Source organism: Enterovibrio paralichthyis (genome assembly GCF_019209835.1).
GTDB lineage: Bacteria > Pseudomonadota > Gammaproteobacteria > Enterobacterales > Vibrionaceae > Enterovibrio > Enterovibrio paralichthyis.
Map to the genome: position 1 here is coordinate 329,092 of NZ_JAHUTS010000004.1, position 18,379 is coordinate 347,470.

Annotated in this window: 16 protein-coding genes and 5 tRNA genes; 12 read left to right on the forward strand and 9 right to left on the reverse strand. The window is 50.3% G+C overall.

The features are described 5' to 3' along the window. Window positions 1-15 precede the first annotated feature (15 nt). From KU854_RS07455 to KU854_RS07470, 4 genes are all read right to left on the reverse strand, one after another. Complete coding sequence (locus tag KU854_RS07455) at window positions 16-756, reverse strand: SDR family NAD(P)-dependent oxidoreductase (protein ID WP_218357787.1); 741 nt, start codon at window positions 754-756, stop codon at window positions 16-18. A gap of 31 nt (window positions 757-787) precedes the next feature. After that, the gene (locus KU854_RS07460) at window positions 788-1,477 is read right to left on the reverse strand and encodes a hypothetical protein (RefSeq protein ID WP_218357788.1); all 690 of its coding nucleotides are present in this window, start codon (window positions 1,475-1,477) and stop codon (window positions 788-790) included. Between the two features lie 132 nt (window positions 1,478-1,609). Further along, a complete protein-coding gene (locus KU854_RS07465) occupies window positions 1,610-2,260 on the reverse strand; it encodes a response regulator (protein ID WP_218357789.1) in 651 nt (216 codons plus the stop codon). A gap of 73 nt (window positions 2,261-2,333) precedes the next feature. Continuing rightward, the gene (locus KU854_RS07470) at window positions 2,334-3,713 is read right to left on the reverse strand and encodes a cache domain-containing protein (RefSeq protein WP_218357790.1); all 1,380 of its coding nucleotides are present in this window, start codon (window positions 3,711-3,713) and stop codon (window positions 2,334-2,336) included. Between the two features lie 185 nt (window positions 3,714-3,898). Between KU854_RS07470 and KU854_RS07475 the strand changes: the two genes are divergently transcribed. The 3 genes from KU854_RS07475 (at window position 3,899) to KU854_RS07485 (ending at window position 6,942) form a co-directional block, all read left to right on the forward strand. Beyond that, complete coding sequence (locus KU854_RS07475) at window positions 3,899-4,960, forward strand: TRAP transporter substrate-binding protein (RefSeq protein WP_218357791.1); 1,062 nt, start codon at window positions 3,899-3,901, stop codon at window positions 4,958-4,960. Between the two features lie 67 nt (window positions 4,961-5,027). Continuing rightward, entirely contained in the window at window positions 5,028-5,570 is a 543-nt protein-coding gene (locus KU854_RS07480; protein ID WP_054780639.1) for a TRAP transporter small permease subunit, read from the forward strand. After that, a complete protein-coding gene (locus KU854_RS07485; RefSeq protein WP_218357792.1) occupies window positions 5,557-6,942 on the forward strand; it encodes a TRAP transporter large permease in 1,386 nt (461 codons plus the stop codon). The genes KU854_RS07480 and KU854_RS07485 overlap by 14 nt, the downstream gene beginning before the upstream one ends. Before the next feature lie 61 nt (window positions 6,943-7,003). On the opposite strand, the gene KU854_RS07490 is transcribed toward KU854_RS07485, so the two are convergent. From KU854_RS07490 to ltaE, 4 genes are all read right to left on the reverse strand, one after another. Next, window positions 7,004-9,382, reverse strand: a complete 2,379-nt coding sequence (locus KU854_RS07490) for a Lon protease family protein (protein ID WP_218357793.1) — start codon at window positions 9,380-9,382, stop codon at window positions 7,004-7,006. Between the two features lie 167 nt (window positions 9,383-9,549). Beyond that, window positions 9,550-10,317 carry a 3-hydroxybutyrate dehydrogenase gene (locus tag KU854_RS07495; RefSeq protein WP_218357794.1) on the reverse strand — a complete coding sequence of 256 codons (768 nt, stop codon included), beginning with the start codon at window positions 10,315-10,317 and terminating at the stop codon, window positions 9,550-9,552. 94 nt (window positions 10,318-10,411) lie between these two features. Beyond that, entirely contained in the window at window positions 10,412-11,338 is a 927-nt protein-coding gene (locus tag KU854_RS07500; protein ID WP_218357795.1) for a DUF808 domain-containing protein, read from the reverse strand. Between the two features lie 68 nt (window positions 11,339-11,406). Beyond that, window positions 11,407-12,417 carry a low-specificity L-threonine aldolase gene (ltaE, locus tag KU854_RS07505; RefSeq protein WP_218357797.1) on the reverse strand — a complete coding sequence of 337 codons (1,011 nt, stop codon included), beginning with the start codon at window positions 12,415-12,417 and terminating at the stop codon, window positions 11,407-11,409. Window positions 12,418-12,555: 138 nt separating this feature from the next. Between ltaE and KU854_RS07510 the strand changes: the two genes are divergently transcribed. Continuing rightward, entirely contained in the window at window positions 12,556-13,287 is a 732-nt protein-coding gene (locus KU854_RS07510; protein ID WP_218357799.1) for a sulfite exporter TauE/SafE family protein, read from the forward strand. Between the two features lie 60 nt (window positions 13,288-13,347). On the opposite strand, the gene KU854_RS07515 is transcribed toward KU854_RS07510, so the two are convergent. Then, complete coding sequence (locus KU854_RS07515) at window positions 13,348-14,391, reverse strand: ABC transporter substrate-binding protein (RefSeq protein WP_218357801.1); 1,044 nt, start codon at window positions 14,389-14,391, stop codon at window positions 13,348-13,350. A gap of 376 nt (window positions 14,392-14,767) precedes the next feature. Here KU854_RS07515 and KU854_RS07520 point away from each other — a divergent pair, with 376 nt between their 5' ends. The 8 genes from KU854_RS07520 (at window position 14,768) to KU854_RS07555 (ending at window position 18,337) form a co-directional block, all read left to right on the forward strand. Beyond that, window positions 14,768-16,051: an NAD(P)/FAD-dependent oxidoreductase gene (locus KU854_RS07520; RefSeq protein WP_218357802.1), complete on the forward strand. Its 1,284-nt coding sequence runs from the start codon at window positions 14,768-14,770 to the stop codon at window positions 16,049-16,051. Between the two features lie 114 nt (window positions 16,052-16,165). Beyond that, entirely contained in the window at window positions 16,166-16,774 is a 609-nt protein-coding gene (locus KU854_RS07525) for a 2OG-Fe(II) oxygenase (RefSeq protein ID WP_218357804.1), read from the forward strand. 101 nt (window positions 16,775-16,875) lie between these two features. Next, entirely contained in the window at window positions 16,876-17,469 is a 594-nt protein-coding gene (locus KU854_RS07530; RefSeq protein ID WP_218357806.1) for an alpha-ketoglutarate-dependent dioxygenase AlkB family protein, read from the forward strand. Window positions 17,470-17,642: 173 nt separating this feature from the next. Then, window positions 17,643-17,716 (forward strand) — tRNA-Cys (locus KU854_RS07535). Between the two features lie 4 nt (window positions 17,717-17,720). Then, window positions 17,721-17,796 (forward strand) — tRNA-Gly (locus tag KU854_RS07540). Between the two features lie 166 nt (window positions 17,797-17,962). Next, window positions 17,963-18,039: transfer RNA gene (locus tag KU854_RS07545), tRNA-Met, on the forward strand. A 2-nt stretch (window positions 18,040-18,041) separates the two neighbouring features. Further along, window positions 18,042-18,117 (forward strand) — tRNA-Gly (locus KU854_RS07550). Window positions 18,118-18,260: 143 nt separating this feature from the next. Beyond that, window positions 18,261-18,337 (forward strand) — tRNA-Met (locus KU854_RS07555). Window positions 18,338-18,379: the final 42 nt, after the last annotated feature.

Sequence of the window (18,379 nt, forward strand, 5' to 3'; positions counted from 1 at the left end):
TTTTTATTCATGGCGTTAAGTCAGGCTTAAACCACCATCGATAACTAAGGTATGGCCGACAATGTAGTTTGCTTTGTCTGAGGCCATAAACATTATAGCGTCAGTGATTTCTTCCGGCGTGGCGAATCGGCCTTTGGGCACCTGACGGGAAACCTGCGCTTTCAACGCCATGCCAAGCTCCTTTTCCGTGTTTTCCCAACGCGGTGTCCAGGTTACGCCCGGTGCAACGGCATTCACCCGAACCCCTTTTTTAATCGCCTCAACAGCAACCGAGCGGGTAAGGCCTTCAACGCCGTGTTTGGCACTGGAATACATGGCGGCATTGGGTGTTGGCCTGATACCGTTGACCGAGCTGAGGTTGACGATCGAAGCGCCGTCCTGCATCAAAGGCAACTCGTAGCGCACGCAAAGTGCTGGCACCCAGTAATCGCTGATCATGGTGCTGTAAATGGCGTCAATTGGGCGGGTTTCGAAATCACCACGGGATTCCAGAGCAGGGGAGGCATTGTTCACCGCTATATCGATATGTCCGTAGTTTTCGCGGATATAGCCAAAGAAGCGATCGACCTGATGCACATCGCGAAGATCAAGGGGGAGATAGTCAACGGCTGAAAGCTGAGGGAAACGGGCAAGCGCCTGATTCCACTTTTCTTCATTGCGTGAGCAGGTGATCACCTTGTGTCCTGCTTCATGGAATGCCAGCACAGTGTGAAGGCCGATGCCACTGCTGCCGCCAGTGACCAAAACTATTTTCATACGCGCTCCGGGTTAGCGAAGTTGGGCTTGGCTAGTGGTGCGTAAAAAAGTCATCAATCATTAACCGCTGAGTAATGCGGACTTTCTTCTCTTCTTCGTTCTCTTGGTGGAATTGGTGTTCGCCAAGCATGATCAGGACGTCAAAGAAGTACATCAGGCTACCTCTTTGATTATTAGATGTTTTAAGCATAGCATCGCAAAAAATATCTGGATCAGTCTGGGTGATTTCAGAAGCAATTTTGCCGATTTGCTGGCAACAATACAGGGTGCGCTCTTTGTTATTGGTATGGGCGTAACTGATGCAAAGCGTCCATTGCTCATCCTTCAGTGCATCCCAGATATTATTGGCGACGTTGAGGCGATCCTGCAGCGGCGTATTGGCAAGGGAGGAATGGTAAAACTTGCGGCGTGATGCCCGCATTTTGTCCCGCACCGGTGGGGAATGCACAAACGCCTTGGTCAGCACCGGCATGGAAATCAGGTAGAGAATAAATGTGACGACCATGGTGGCCACAAAAAACACGTCATCAGTAAGATCAAAGTAGTAGCAGGTTACGGTCGTAATTTTCGCCAGTACAAGAAAGGCAGCGGATATCAGTAACCGTGCATACCATTTCGCGGTATTGAGGTAATTGGGGGCGCGTTTGGTCAGGTCAACAAACGAGATGCCGGGAAATGTCACATCTGGATATGCTGGGACAGGGAATTGTTCCTGATGCATAACAACTCTCCATCATTCAACTATTCATGTTTTACACATTAATCTACTTGAAGAGCGTATGCGCGGTAATGATACGAAAAATGAGACAGATCTGATTATATTTCTGTATGTTATGGTTAATGAAAGACCTATTTAGGGCTTATTCCCTTCATCGACCCAACCCTGCTCAATGGCGTATTTCACCAGCCCGGCGGTGGAAGTTACCCCAAGCTTCTTTTTTACCCGGAGTCGGTGTGTTTCTACGGTGCGCACACTGATATTCAGCTCCCGCGCAATGGTTTTATTACAGGCACCATTGGCAATTAACACCAGTACATCTTTCTCTCTGGGCGTCGGGACATTGTCTTCCTGCTCTTTGTTTTGCAGCTCGTTCATTCCCTCCAACAAGGTCTCGGACACCCCGGCGCTGAAATAGGAACCTCCGCCGGCGATAATATCAAGTGCCTGCACCAGCTCCTGGGACGATACATCTTTCAGCACGTAGCCTTTGGCACCGCCACGCATGGCGGTCATGATGTACTCCTTGTTGTTGTGCATGCTGAGGATCACCACCTTGATAGACGGCGCTTTCTCATGCAGGACATTAAGCACTTCCAACCCGGTTTTCTTTGGCATGGAGATGTCGGTAAGCAGGATGTCGGGTTTGAGTGTCAGGGCGAGTTCAATTGCCGTGTCGCCGTCGTTGGCAGCACCGACAATATTGAACTGCGGCTGCTTGGATAGCCGTTCTATCAGTCCGTCCTGCAACAGCACATGGTCGTCAGCAAGTAAAAGCGTGGTCATTTGTCTCTCCTTGTCTTATAGCCAGACAACCTGATGCCGCCTGGTATATTCCCTTTCCTTTGGCTTTCCTTGCCTACGATGGATGGGCGATGGGTAATATGGCACGCACTTCTGTGCCTTGATGGATTAAAGAGCTGATTGAAAACTGCCCGTCAAGGTTCTCAATCCTTTCACGCATGTTCTTCAACCCCATGGATTGATTGCCATTTACCACACTATGCTCTTCAAAACCGATACCATCATCTGCGACAGTGAGCACAATTTCGCCTTCTTCTTCCTGAAGTATCATGTCGACCGCTTTTGCGCGGGCATGTTTTTCGGCGTTGTGGAGGGCTTCCTGCGCTACACGGTAGAGGGTGATTTCCGCCGATTTAGACACGTTGCGCATATCGATGTGGTGCTCAAAAATTACGTCCATCCCCGAGCGCAGGGTCACTTCTTTTGCCAAATCTTCCAGGGCAGGCAACAGCCCTAGATCATCAAGCAGGGCAGGGCGCAAGTCTTTCGATATCCGCCTCAGTTCACGAACCGCTTCATCCAGCGTGGCTTGCCCCAGCGCAATATTTTCGTCTCGTTCGCTTTGGTTGTGGGCTTCACGGATGTTGTCGAGCCGGTACTTCACGGATACCAGAATCTGGTTAATACCGTCGTGAAGTTCACGGGCAACCCGGGTACGTTCATCTTCCTGTGAGTCGATAAGCTGGCGGTTCAGATCCTGAAGCTTTTTATCAGCCAGTTCTCGTGCATTGATGTGAATACTGGTGGCGAGACTCGCCATGATGCCGATAGTGATGATTAGCGCGATACCCAGACCGATAAAGGTCTTGCTGATCGTCTCATCGATTTTTCCGTGAATGCTCTCTACCTGGTTGTCGATGTCATCAATGTAGACACCTGTCCCCACCATCCAGCCCCACTTTTCAAGGCCAATGGCATAGCTGAGCTTTTTCACCTGCTCTTTGCGCGAAGGTTTGTGCCAGTAGTAATCCACAAAACCGCCGCCTTGCTGGGCAGTTTTGATCAAAGCCTGCAGCAGTTTGAACCCGTGGTAATCTTCAACATCCCAGATATTTTTACCCACCATCTCCGGCTGGTAAGGAAGAACTAAACTGGTGCCGTCATAAGTGTAAGCAAAGAAATACCCGTCTTCGCCATAGGTGAGGTTGTTAAGAATATCGATGACACGCTGCTTTGCTGTTTCGTCATTTTCGTCGGCGGGATCATAAATTGGCGCAATAGATGCGCGAGCGAGTTCTACGTACTGGAGCAATTCCTGTTTTTTTGACGCCAGCGTTTCTGAGCGGATCAGGTTGGCCTGATTCTTAGACAGGTTGTCAGATTGAATCACTACAAGCCCGATAATCAGCCCGAACATCAGTAATAAAGGGAGCATAGCCAGCAAAAGCAGCTTGGAGCGAAGCGGAATACTGGTGCCTGATATTCTTGTCAGCATAGTGTTGCGATTTGGCTCTTCCTGAGTGATTTACGTAGTACTACGTAGTGGGCGTACGCAGTGCTATGGACGTTAAGTCCGTTTTCTAACTGATATTTTTTTTGTTTTCTCGACTCTAGTCTAGATGGTAACAAGTTTTTAACAGTCTCAATGTGCTCTAAGCCTCAACCCTAAGGGAGTAGACAATGAAAAAGGTAACCACAACGACACTGAAAGTAGCGGCATTGGCAACACTTTGTTTTTCAGGCGCAGCGCTGGCTGACAAAGTATTGCTAAAAACCCCTATTGCCTTCGGCACACACCTGCCTGCGCTGGGCACCCCTATCAAGTGGGTATCCGAGCGTATTCAGCCAGTCTCAGGCAACACCATCAAAATGAAGGTTTATGAGCCGGGTAAACTGGTTGCGCCGCTTGAAATTCTGGACGCAGTTTCAAGCGGCAAGGTGAACTCAGGTTACGCAACAGCTGGCTACTGGCAAGGCAAAATGCCAGCCGCAGCCCTGTTCTCAGCAGTACCTTTCGGCCCGGAAGCGCCGGAGTATATGGCATGGCTTTTCTACGGCAACGGCATGAAACTGTATCAAGGCATGTATGACGAAGCGGGTTACAACGTGAAGGTGATTCCCTGCGCGATTATTTCTCCGGAAACGTCTGGCTGGTTCAGAAAACCTATCGACAAACCTGAAGACCTGAAAGGGCTGACCATGCGTTTCTTCGGTCTTGGCGGACAGGTAATGGAAAAACTGGGTGTAGGTACGGTTCAGCTGCCTGGTGGTGAAATCTTCGGGGCGCTGGAGAAAGGCGCGATTGATGCCAGTGAATTCTCTCAACCTGCGATCGACCAACGTCTTGGCTTCCAGAAAGTGGTCAAGTACAACTACTTCCCAGGTTGGCACCAGCAGGCGACGGTGTTTGAGCTACTGATCAACAAAGATACCTGGAACAAGATGGACGAAGACCAACAGTCCTCCATTGAAACCCTGTGTATGGCGTCCATGACCAACTCGATTGCCGAGGGTGAGGCGATGCAGTTTGAAGCGATGCAAAAAGCACAGGAGCAAGGCGTTGAGCTGCGTTACTGGAACGATGAAATGTTGAACCTGTTCGAGAACACCTGGCTGGAAGTGGTGGAAGAGCAGAAGAAAGACCCTTACTTCACCAAAGTGTGGGATGACATGTCTGAGTTCCGTAAAAACTACCAGGTTTGGGAGTCAAAAGCCTTCCTGCCGCGCGGTACCAACCAGTAAACAAGCAAAATTCCGGGCAGCAGGATGCTGCCCGCTTTTTCCATCGTAATGGGTGAAGGAGCGAGTTATGACCCAGCCCTCCCACTCACTGCCTGCATCACCGCTGGCAGACAGCATTGAGCACGTCGTCCGTGTTGTCGGCCGAACGTTTGCCTGGAGCTATCTGGTCCTCGTCGCGGTAATCATCCTGCAGGTAGTGCTTCGTAAAGTCTTTCACAACGGCCAGATTGCACTGGAAGAGCTGCAATGGCATCTCTACGCCATTGGTGTTTTGTTTGGCCTCTCGTACGCGGAAATTACCGGCACCCATGTGCGCGTCGATATTTTCTATCACCGCTTTTCGGAAAAAGCCAAAGCGTGGATTGAAATCATCACTGTGCTGTTTTTCGTCTGGCCATTTATGTACGTCATCTTTATCCACTCGCTTGATTTCGTGTATGAAGCGTGGCGGGTAGGTGAGCGTTCCAATGCACCTTCCGGGCTGCCATGGCGGTGGTTAATTAAATCTGCCATTCCTTTCAGTGCCGCCTTGTTGGCCTTCGCCAGTCTTGCGCGCCTGCTGCGTGCCGTCGCGCTTTTACGTCAGGGAGGTTCCCATGGAAGCGAATGAGATCCTTGTCCTGTTGATGTTTGGCAGTTTTATTATCCTGCTGTTTCTCGGTATTCCCGTCGCCTGGGTGTTGGGTGGTGTCGGTGTCGCCTTTGCGTTCATTGGCTACTATGCCGATATCTACCTCGATACCTGGACAGGGCTCGATTTCACCACCCTTGGTCTGGTGGTAAACCGGCTTTACAAAATCATGGACAACTGGATATTGGTGGCCTTGCCGATGTTCATCTTCATGGGGAATATGCTGGATAAATCCGGGGTGGCAGACAGGCTAATGCACGCCATGCAGGCACTGTTTGGCCGTGTTCATGGTGGTCTTGCCATCACGGTCATGGCAATTGGTATTATCCTGGCCGCATCAACCGGCATCATCGGGGCATCGGTGGTGCTGCTCGCCACCATGTCGCTGCCTGCAATGATGAAGCAAGGTTATAACCTGCCGCTTGCCCTGGGTACGGTGGCTTCCGCTGGTACACTCGGGATCCTGCTACCGCCTTCCATCATGTTGGTGATCATGGCTGATCAGCTGGGATTGTCAGTGGGTGACCTTTTCATGGGCGCTATGTTTCCTGGGCTGATGCTGGGGGCGATATATATCGTTTATCTGCTGATCATGGGGATGGTGAAATCGGATTCTTTACCTTTGCCGGACGATGCCAAGGGCGTTGACTGGGGCGTGGTGAAAGATGTTGCCAAGGCGATAGTACCGACCTTTATGCTGATCATCGTTGTGCTGGGTTCCATTTTTGCCGGTATTGCCACACCAACCGAAGCGTCCGGTGTGGGGGCGTTCGGTGCGATTGTACTGGCCATGTATTACAAGCGTTTCTCCATCTCTGTGCTGAAAGAAGTGCTACTCGACAGCTATAAAACCACAGCCTACATCTTCGCGATATTTATTGGTGCGACTTGTTTTGCATTGGTGCTGCGCGAGTTGGGTGGTGATGAGTTTATCGAGAGTGCGTTCGAAGCGTTACCGTTTGGTCCTTATGGCGTGGTCGCCTTTATCCTGCTGGTGATTTTCCTGCTCGGCTTCTTCCTAGACTGGATTGAAATCACCCTGATTGTATTGCCTTTGCTGGCACCTGTGGTGATGGGGCTGGACATTGAAATTGGTACTTATCCTGGTCTGGATAACCCAGAGCTGGTGTGGTTTGTCATGCTGGTGGCGATGGCGCTGCAGACCAGTTTCCTGACGCCGCCCGTGGGATTTGCCCTGTTCTACCTCAAAGGCGTTTGCCCGCCGGAAGTCAGATTGATAGACATCTACAAAGGGGTTATCCCGTTCATCATCCTGCAGCTGATTGCGCTGGTGGTATTGGTGTTCTGGCCGCAACTGATACTCTGGCTGCCGTCGATTGCCTATGGCTGATGGAAAGCTTTAAAGAGAAAGCCGACTTCGCGTCGGCTTTCTTGTTTGGAGGGTTTACGAATCATTTCTTTTTAGCGGCTTTGGTACGTAATTCATCAAGTTTTCGTGCCGCTATGTGTAGCACTGTGTCTGGTTTGAACTTGCCGCGGGCATCCGGTTTGCCAGCCACCGTGCTGGTGAAAAGCTCAATCGCTTCGCTGACATGGTCAATGGCGTAAATGTGGAATTTCCCTTTTTCGACCGCGTGGATAATGTCTTTTCGCAGCATGAGGTTGTGAGCGTTGGAGCGAGGAATGATCACCCCTTGAGTTGATTTCGGGCCCTTAATGGTGCAGACATCAAAGAAGCCTTCTATTTTCTCGTTCACACCACCAATAGGCTGCGCCTGACCAAACTGGTTCATCGAGCCGGTAATCGCGAGATCCTGCCTGAGCGGAATGCCTGAAATGGCAGAAATGATGGCGCAGAATTCAGCCATTGAGGCGCTGTCACCATCCACACCACCGTATGACTGCTCAAATGTCAGGCGGGTTGTCAGCGGGATTTTAGCGTGCTTACCCAACAGTGAAGCAAGGTAAGCCGTTAGAATCATTACGCCTTTAGAGTGAATACTGCCGCCCAGCTCAACGCTGCGCTCAATGTCCAGCACTTCACCATCACCAAACGAGGTGGTGGCGGTAATGCGGTTTGGCGCGCCAAAGCTGAAATCGTTGGTGCTCAGCACAGAAAGTGCGTTTACCTGACCCACAGCTTTGCCTTTGGTTTCGATAAGGGTTGTCCCGGTAACAAAGCCTTCCATGACGTGGTCGCGTAAACGGCTGACCCTGAGATCGCGGCTGGCCAGCGCTTTTTCTACATGCGATGCGCGGATAAGGTTCGAACCCAGGGATTTGGCCTGATAATTGGATTCCCGCAACAGGTTAGCGATGTCTGCCGAGTGCAGCGAGAGCTTGTCCTGATCATCTGCCTGACGGCTGCTGTGCTCGATGATGCGGGCGATAGCACCCTTGTCGCAGTGCAGCAGGTTACTGTCGTGACAGATACTGGAGATAAACTGCGCATACTTCATTTCACTGTCGTCGTTGCGCGGCATGTCATCTTCAAAATCTGCGGTCACGCGGAACAGTTCGCTGAACTCCGGATCGTAGTTTTGCAGCAAGCGATAAGTCTGGTAGTCACCAAACAAGATGATTTTTACATCCAGTGGAATCGGCTCTGGCTCAAGGGAGATCGTGCCGCTCAGGGTCACTTCCCGCTCAAGCGAACTCAGGTTGGCTTTACGGGAACTCAGTGCGCGTTTCAGGCCATCCCATACATAAGGGCGTTCGAGTACTTTGACTGCATCAATCAGCAATACGCCGCCGTTGGCGCGGTGAATGCTACCGGAACGTATCAGCGAGAAATCAGTAAAGACGGTGCCTTTGTACGTCGCGTTTTCAACGTAACCGAAAATGTTGTGGTAGGAAGGGCTGTCTTCCACGATCACTGGCGGCACATTTTCTTCCTGGCTGACCAGCACATTAACCTGATAGCGTCGAGGCAGTTTTTTATCCAGCGCCGCGTAGGCGAGGGCGGCCTGCTCTTCGCTTTCCTGCAAGAAAATATCCAAATTTTCGAGGATATCTGCCTGCATGGCTTTGAGGTATTTCTTCACCTGCGGCAGGTCGCGGTAGTTTTCAATCAGCGGCACAATAAGGTGGGAGACCACCTCGGTCGCGATGTCTTCATCCAGCTTCTGTTGCTTCTCTGCGTAATCTTCTTCCCACTCTGTGAGTTTGCGGATAATGCCACGTAGCTGAATTTCCAGTTCGCGGATCACGGTATCAAAGCGTTTTTGTTCTTTCTCGGACAGTTCGAGGAAGCTGTCTTCGGTGTGGGGCTCTTCACCATTGAGGGCGATAAACTGGTACTCACCTGTCGTTGTGATGGAAAGGCTAACACTCTGATTATTGGCTTCCTGACTCAATGTCGCCAGTGCCCCTTCCTGCTGCTCGCTCAAGCGGGATTTGAGCATGTCAGCGCGGGAATAGTACATCTCATTGTCGAAGGCCAGCGGCAGGGATTTGCCCATTCTTGCCATCAACTTTTCAATGTCTTTTTTAAGCTGAATACCTTTACCCGCGGGCAGTTTCAAGACGGTTGGACAGCGCGAATCCTGAAAATTGGCGACGTAACACCAGTCATAAATCGGATGGTTATATTGCCAGTGGCGGCTGAGATAGCGCATGACCATGGTGCGCTTGCCAAGGCCATTCTGACCCAAGGCATAAATGTTGTAGCCCTTTTCTTTAATAGACATGGCAAATTCGACGGCTTGACGTGCCCTGTCCTGACCAACGATTTCTTCCAATGGGTCAAGATGCTTGGTGGATGATACGTCGAGCTTGCTCAGTTGTGATGTGCGATAGAGCTTGTCACTGGTGAGAGAAGTTTGTGCCATAGCGCTCTCCTTACACAGAAATGATCCTTATTTTCAGTGTAGCGCTGTTAACTTACTGATTTTGAGATAAAGAATAGGGGAGATGTCCGCAATGTGGGCTGGCGCACTATATTCACCCCTGATGAGGTGAACAAGTGCGCAAAAAGTGCCCGTTGATGTGTGACGGATCAGTGGGCTGTCCAGCCACCATCAATGGTTATTGCCTGCGCAGTGATGTTTTTGGCGGCGGGCGAACAGAGAAATAATGCAGTTTCAGCCAGTTCACTTAAAGCAATAAAGGCTTTTTTCGGCATAGGTTTAAGCATAATCGTGTTAATCACTTCTTCCTCGGTAATGCTATGGCTCTGCGCTTGTGCGGCAATCTGGTTTTCAACCAGCGGCGTTTTTACGTAGGAGGGGCAAAGGGTATTAATGGTAACGTCATGCTCAGCGCTTTCTAGCGCGATGGTTTTGGAAAAGCCCAGCAAGCCGTGTTTGGCAGACACATAGGCCGATTTATAAGGTGAAGCGACCAGGCTATGGATTGAGCCCACATTGATGATACGGCCAAAGTTCTGTTTGTACATTTGTGGCAGGAAAGCTTTGGTCAGCATAGCGGGGCCGCACAGCAGGATATCAATGATCAGGCGCCATTTATCCTCGGGGAACTGTTCAAGTGCGGAAACAAACTGGATGCCAGCATTGTTGACCAAAACATCGACGGGGGCGCAAACACGATCGGGCGCAGAAGCAAGTTGTTCTGAGTTGGTCACATCCAGCTCTATGCCTGCGACGTCAACATCGAATTGCTTGCCCAGTTCCGCTACGGCACTGTCGAGCGCTTCTTTGTTGATGTCAGAGAGCGTGACGCGGTAACCGTCTTTCGCGAAGCCTTGGGCAATACCAAAGCCAATGCCACTGGCACCACCGGTGATGAGTACATGTTTTGCCGCCATTCCTGTTCTCCCTTTTGGTTTCTGTCCTTATTAAAAAGTAAGGGGAGTTAGCAGTGGCGGCAATCCGTAGTAGTACGCATTTTCCGGTGTGGTATCACCCTTTTTCGGGTTTCAGCCAGTTAATCAGATTCACGATGGCGACAACGACAACACCGGCTATTATCCCGATTAAGCCGTGAAGCAGCGTTGGGAGGACAGCGGAAATAATGCTGCCGAGGTTCGGGATAAGTGCCGTTTCCTGCGCTGCATCAGTAATGAATTCAGACAGTACGTGTACGCCATGAGTCAGAATGCCGCCGCCGACGAGGAACATGGCGACTGTGCCGATCACCGACAGGCATTTCATCAGGAACGGTGCAAAGGCGAGCAGCCCTCGCCCAAACCATTGGGCAATGGCTGCGCGCTTTTTGCTGAGGTAAAGCCCCGCATCATCCATTTTTACGATGATGGCAACAAGCCCGTAAACACCGCCTGTGATGATAAATGCGATAGCAAATAGGGTGATAACCTGGGTAAGGAAACTGCTTTCAGAGACGACGCCCAAGGTTATGACGATGATTTCTGCAGAGAGGATAAAATCGGTACGTATTGCCCCTTTGATTTTGTCAGCCTCATACTGCGCGGCATCCAATGTCACCTCGTTAAAGTCTTTAACTTCCTCTTTGTGCTTGTCGTCTTCTTTGCTGTGAAAGACGCTGTGCAGCACTTTTTCTGCGCCTTCAAAGCAAAGGAATAAACCGCCCAACATCAGTAGGGGGGTGATCAGCCAAGGGGCGACTGCACTGATCGCCAGGGCGGCAGGAACCAATATGAGCTTGTTAAGTAGTGAGCCTTTGGCGACCGCCCACACCACAGGGAGTTCTCGGTCAGCCTTTACGCCGGTAACCTGTTCAGCATTCAATGCCAAATCATCACCCAGCACCCCCGCGGTCTTTTTCGCCGCTACCTTGCTCATCAGTGATACGTCGTCAAGGATACTGGCGATGTCATCAAGAAGTGTCAGTAAGCTGGCGCCTGCCATAGTGTTTTCCTCATCTCTTTAAAACGAAACAGAGGCGGAATTCCGCCCCTGATTTTCTTATTTTGTACTTAAAGCTGCTGCTCAATCGCGCTGAGCAGGGCATCGATATCATCTCGGGAGACATTCATGTGCGTAACAAGACGCATCGCTTTATGCCCCGGTGAAATCAGGATGCCTTTGTCTTTCAACGTACGCGCAATGGCGTGGATATTAATGTGCGGTGCAACATCAGCGTAGACGATGTTGGTTTGCACCGGGTAGATAAAGGTGTTGAAGCCCGGAATGGCACCCAGCTTTTCAGACAAATAGCGCGCATTGTCGTGGTCTTCTTTCAGGCGCTCGACATTCTCGGTAAGGGCGATCATGCCTGCCGCTGCGAGAATGCCTGCCTGTCGCATACCGCCGCCGACCATTTTACGCAGGCGTCGTGCACGTTTGATGTATTCCGCATCACCCAGTAACAGCGAACCAACCGGCGCACCAAGACCTTTGGAGAGACAGATAGTCATTGAATCAAAGTGCTGGCTGATTTCTTTAATATCCACATCCAGTGCAACAGAAGCGTTATAAACACGGGCGCCATCCAGGTGCAGTTTCAGGTTGTGGGTGTTGGCAAATTGACGTGCTTTGGCCAGGTATTCCATTGGCAACACTTTACCGCCGATAGTGTTTTCAAGGCTCAGTAGTTTGGTACGTGCAAAATGAAGGTCATCTGGCTTCACTGCTGCGGCTAGCTTTTCAAAGCACAACGTACCGTCCTTGTTGTTTTCAATCGGTTGAGGCTGAACAGAGCCCAGCACTGCCGCACCGCCTGCTTCATATTTGTAGTTGTGTGCCTGTTGGCCACACAAATATTCATCACCACGTTCACAGTGGGAAAGAATGCCAAGGAGGTTTGCCTGTGTGCCAGAAGCAGTAAATACTGCTGCCTCAAAACCGTGGCGCTCAGCTGCCCACTGTTCCAGTTCATTGACCGTTGGGTCATCACCATACACATCGTCACCAACTGGCGCATTGGCCATGGCGTTGCGCATTTTTTGATCCGGTTGTGTTACTGTGTCTGAGCGAAAATCAATCATTCTTATCTTTCCTGAATACATCTATGATCGAAGGGATAGAATCTGAAGATTACTCCTCCTGCGTGAAAAAGTAATCACGAAACTTCATGAATCATAAGGCCGTCCTCAGGATTGAGTCACGGTAGAAGGACGCTGCAAATGGATGGGTCGTGGCTCTTTATCTCTTTGGCCTGCCTGGTGACAGGCTTTTCTAAATTCTCGATCGGTGGGTTAGGGCTGATCATTCTCCCCTTGATGATGGTTGCGTATCCGGGGCCTGAAGCGTTGGGCGTGATTGTGCCACTTTACCTTCTCACTGACCTGATTGCTGTGATGACTTACCGCGACAACATCAACTGGAAGGTGCTGGCCAAGCTACTTCCCTTTGGTGCGCTGGGTGTGATGCTGGGTACTTATGTGCTGGGCAATATTGACCCGCGCACATTCACTACCGTACTTGGGGTAGTGATTTTGACCTTGCTGGGGTTGTCGGTTTGGCTGGATTACCGCCCAATCCCAATCTTCACCAACCGTTATGCGGCGGGCATAGCTGGTGGGTTGTGTGGGTTTGTCGGTGTATTGGCCAATGCTGCAGGGCCATTGATGGGGCTGTTCCTGTTGGAACAGAAAATGGAAAAATCGGCGTATGTGGCAACGCGGGTCTGGGCATTCATGATCATGAACATCCTGAAAATCGTCGGGCTGGTGATGTTGGGTTTAATCAATACTGAAACCCTGCAGGCGAGTGCGGTCGGTCTTCCTGCTCTTTTCATCGGTATGTATATCGGTTACCGGGTGTTTGCACGAATCTCGGCCGAGCAGCTGAAAACCATTGTGCGTGGGGCGATTTCACTGAGCGCTGCCCATTTGCTTTTCTTCAAATCGAACTGAGTCCTGCACAAACAAAAAAGCCGCGGAAGATTCCACGGCTTTGTGAACTTGGCGGGCTAATTAGCTTTTCAGCAGCTGCCAGTATTTATTGTAGATGGCTACTGCGTCGCCCACATCGTTAGTGAACTCGCCTTTTTCTACATCCGCATCTGAAGGGAAAATCATGTTGTTTTCCGTGTACTCAGCAGACAGTTTCTCTTTCGCGCGGCTGCTAGGTGCTGGGTAACCCAGTTCTTCAACCATGGCGGCCTGGTTTTCAGGGCGGTACAGGAAGTCGATAAATTTATGTGCCAAATCGACTTTTTCTGCGCCTTTCGGAATGATGAAGTTATCCATCCACATGATGGAACCTTCGTCTGGGTACACAAACTCGATGGTGTCCATTTCCGCTTTTGCCAGGTAAGCGTTACCGTTCCATTGCTGGCCGATACCCACTTCACCTGTCACGAATGGTACGTGCGGTGCATCTGAGTTATAAACCACAACCGCTGGACGCAGATCTTTCAGCATTTCGTATGCTTCAGCGATCTCCGCTTCGTTAGTGGTATTGATGCTGTAACCTTTTGCTTTCAGTGCCATACCGAACACGTCACGTACGTCGTCCAGCAGCATGATTTGGCCAGCAAATTCAGGCTTCCACAGGTCTGCCCATTTGGTCACATTGCTGCCATCAACGATGTCGCCGTTGTAGCTGATACCGGTGACACCCCAAATGTATGGCAGGGAGAAATCATTGTTCTTGTCGAATGGCTGACCCAACAGACCTGGAATAATGTCTTTGACATGCGGGATCTTCGACTTGTCGATTTTCGCCAGCATGCCTTCGTCGCTCATACGCTGGATAAAGTATGTCGATGCAAAAGCAAGGTCATAACCTTTACCGTCAAGCAACTTCAGCTTGGTATACATGGATTCGTTGTTTTCAAACGTCGAATAGTTCACTGTCACATCATATTCTTTCTCGAACGCTTCGATCACGCTCATAGGCATGTACTCTGCCCAGTTGTAGATGTTCAGGACTTCGCTGTTTGCAGAAACATTGAAAGACACAGTTGCGGTAAGTGCGATGCTTGCCGCTTTCACCCCTTTAAGATATTGGTTCATTTTGTATTGTCCTTAAGCGGTATACCCAAACTACCTTAAGGCGCAGACCCCCTCTCCCAGGGAATAGCCTACGGCCTAAGAGGCACTGCTCCGGCATCAATCCTTTAACGCCGCCCACAAGCAGGAACCATCAGCTTAAACCGTCATTCTCAGCGAAAAGCACCTTGAGGTAGTTTGGGTAGATACCAAGCTGAAAAATAGAGCGCGCATCATCAAAACAATTGTTTTAATAGTCAATGAAAAGATAGGGAGAATTCGTAACAATTTGTGGTTTGATCACACCCGCGACAATGTCCTTGCCGTTTGTGTGGCAAGGTGCGAATATTCGCCAAATTTTTTATTACATTAACCGTTTTTATTAGGATGTAATCGCAACATGGCGAAAGAACACGGGTATATCGACAGCTACTACCAAGCCACGGCAAATGTACTGCCAGAGCAGCCAGAACTGACCTCAGATATTCAGGCGGATGTTTGTATTATCGGTGCGGGTTTGACCGGTACTAACGCAGCTATTGAACTGCGTAAAAAAGGCTTGAGCGTTGTTGTGCTGGAAAGTCAACGCATTGCGTTTGGTGGTTCAGGTCGTAACGGCGGCCAGGCACTGGTGGGCTACTGTCTGGGTCTGCGTGAAGTAGATGAAGAGTATGGTCCAGAGTGGGGCAAGCAACTGTGGGATCTTTCCGTAGAGTCTATCGATATCATCCGTGAGCGCATCAGCGAGTTCAACATCGACTGTGATTTTCAGGAAGGCTACATTGAGCTGGCTCTGAATAAGGGTCAGGAAAAAGAACTGAAATCCTGGCATGAGCTTAAGCATGGCCGCTACAACTATCCAGTGGCTGAGTGGTGGGATACAGACAAGATTGAGCAGGTTGCCAATACCCGTCGTTACCTGGGCGGTCTGTTTGATCCAAACAGCGGCCATGTTCACACCCTCAATTACACCTTGGGTCTGGCACAGGCGGCGATTTCTGTTGGCGCAGAGATCTATGAAAACAGCCCAGTGATCAAGCTGGAAAAAGGGGCTGGTTTCAACACGGTGAAAACAGCTAAAGGCAGTGTAAAAGCCAAGCAGGTTCTGCTGGCTTGTAATGCATACCTTGATGGTCTGCACCGCAAGGCACAATCAAAAGTGCTGCCTGTTGCCTCTTATATTGCGGTAACCGAGCAACTGGGCGACCGCCAGCCGATCACCAACAAAATGGCAATGTCGGATCTGAACAACTGTCTCGACTACTTCCGCCCAACCGCAGATGGCCGCATTCTGTTTGGCGGCGTGAATCACCCGTTTAATGGTGAGTACCCTGACAGCCAGGAACGTCTGCGCCAGCGTATGCTGAAAGTATTCCCACAACTGGCTGATGTGAAGATGGAATACCACTGGGGTGGTATGTTCGCTGTCACACGCAGCTACATGCCGGAAATCCGCCATTTGGGTAACGACATTTACACCGCGCACGGTTACACCGGCCACGGTGTGGGCCTGACCAACATTGCAGGCCGTGTTGTTGCAGAAGCAATGGCAGGGCAGGCGGGTCGTTTCGACGTGTTCTCACGCATTGACCACGGATGGATCCCAACACCAAAAGTACTGCGCAAACCAGCCCTGGCAATGGCTATCTGGAAAGCGAAGATGGAAGATGCGCTGGCAAAATAATGCGGTGTTCCGGCTCGATTAGTTTTTTTAAATCTTCGTTAAAAAATCCGTGAGTTGATACTTCGCAGATACAAGAGGTAGATTCGCTACCTCTTGTATATTGCGGCGCTGACAATGAACACGGAAAAGTTATTAGACGCACTTCATACCCATGGCTTGTACATATGGGATGACTTTCTTAATGCAGAGGAAGTAGAACAGCTTCGCGCTGCCATTCCAGAAAATATGAAACCTGCTGGCATCGGACGAGAACAGCGGCACCATACCAATACAACTATCCGCAGCGACAAAATCATTTGGCTGGAACGCGGTAAGCATCCAGCAATTGACGACTTCTTTTCACGAATGGCGGTGATAAAAAACGAGGTTAACCGTCACTTCTTCTTGGGGCTATTTGAATTCGAAGCCCATTTTGCGCGTTACGATATCGGCGATTTCTATCAAAAGCATTTGGACGCCTTCGAAGGCCGATCCAATCGCCGCTTAACCGTAGTGATGTATCTGAATGAAGAGTGGGCCGATGAAGACGGCGGTGAGATCGTCATTTACGACCACCAGGATAACCATCTTCATACACTCTGGCCCAAGGCCGGGCGATTGTTAGTATTTCTCTCCGAAGAGTTCCCTCATGAAGTGCTGCCGACTCACCGGGAGAGATATAGCATTGCAGGTTGGTTCCGCGTCAACGGTATGCGGCATGACATCGTCGACCCATCACGTTGAGATAGACCCAAGCTTCGCCTTTTTCCGTACCATGACTGTCTCGATTGTTTCCGGGTAAAAAGTTATCTTGAGATCCGTTAACTGAATTGGGGGGGGGATGGATGCATCAAGGCGAACTTTTCGGAGAAACAGGGTGGATTGACATACCGGATGGCAAATTGTTCTGGGAACCTGCATTTATTCCTCTAGCGCATGCAGTATCTCTTTATCACCAACTCACTGAAACCTTACCCTGGGAACAGTTGCCAATAAGAATGTACGGACGGGATGTATTGCAGCCTAGATTGCAGGCGTGGTTTGGGCAGGCTTATTCATACTCTGGCCTGAATTTAAAACCAGCCCTAATGCCATCATTATTGCTATCGCTCAAAGCGAAGTGTGAAGAGGTTTCTGGGGTGGATTACAATTCTGTCCTCGCAAACCTTTATCGCGATGGGAAGGATTACATGGGATGGCATCAGGATAACGAATCCGAATTGGGCGAAACACCGAGTATTGCATCGCTTAGTTTTGGTGAGCCGCGCCGTTTCGTACTCCGCCATCTTCATTCGGGAGAAAAGCGTGAATTTGAATTAAATTCCGGTTCCCTCCTCATTATGGCAGGTAAAACCCAGACTTATTGGCAGCATGCTGTCCCTAAAACGGCAAAAATAAACGCTCCGCGAATCAATCTGACGTTCAGGAAAATTGTTTAATGAACCCTATTCAGGATGAAATTGCATCATAATGGTCGTTTTATGGTGGTTTTGACCGGATTTTGAGCGAACGCACTTTTATTTCAAAAAATAGTGTTGACTAGATCACGCGAATCCGTAGAATGCCGACCATACCGCGACGGCAGGGCAACTTACCGAAGCGAGATAACGAAGGCGCGTTGGCAGAGTGGCTATGCAGCGGATTGCAAATCCGTGGACCTCGGTTCGACTCCGGGACGCGCCTCCATGATGCGACACTAGCTCAGCTGGTAGAGCGCAACCTTGCCAAGGTTGAGGTCACGAGTTCGAACCTCGTGTGTCGCTCCAAATTCGTCACTTTTGATTCGTCGGAAGTGAGATGCGCAAGGAACCTTGTCAAGGTTGAGGTCACGCCTAAACCTTGAAGATCGGGAACCTCGTGTGTCGCTCCAATCTCCTTAGAGAGTTTGGATATGGGAATAGTTGTCATCGTACTAGAACGGTGAAATACGGACGCGGGATGGAGCAGCCTGGTAGCTCGTCGGGCTCATAACCCGAAGGTCGTCGGTTCAAATCCGGCTCCCGCAACCAATGCGACACTAGCTCAGCTGGTAGAGCGCAACCTTGCCAAGGTTGAGGTCACGAGTTCGAACCTCGTGTGTCGCTCCAAATTTTAACTTTCGATACGTCGAAAGTGTGATATGCAAGGAACCTTACCAAGGTTGAGGTCACGCCTAAGCCTTGAAGATCGGGAACCTCGTGTGTCGCTCCAATTTAAAGTTTGTCAGTGTACTTTGAACATTGAATACGGACGCGGGATGGAGCAGCCTGGTAGCTCGTCGGGCTCATAACCCGAAGGTCGTCGGTTCAAATCCGGCTCCCGCAACCAATGCGACACTAGCTCAGCTGGTAGAGCGCAACCTTGCCAAGG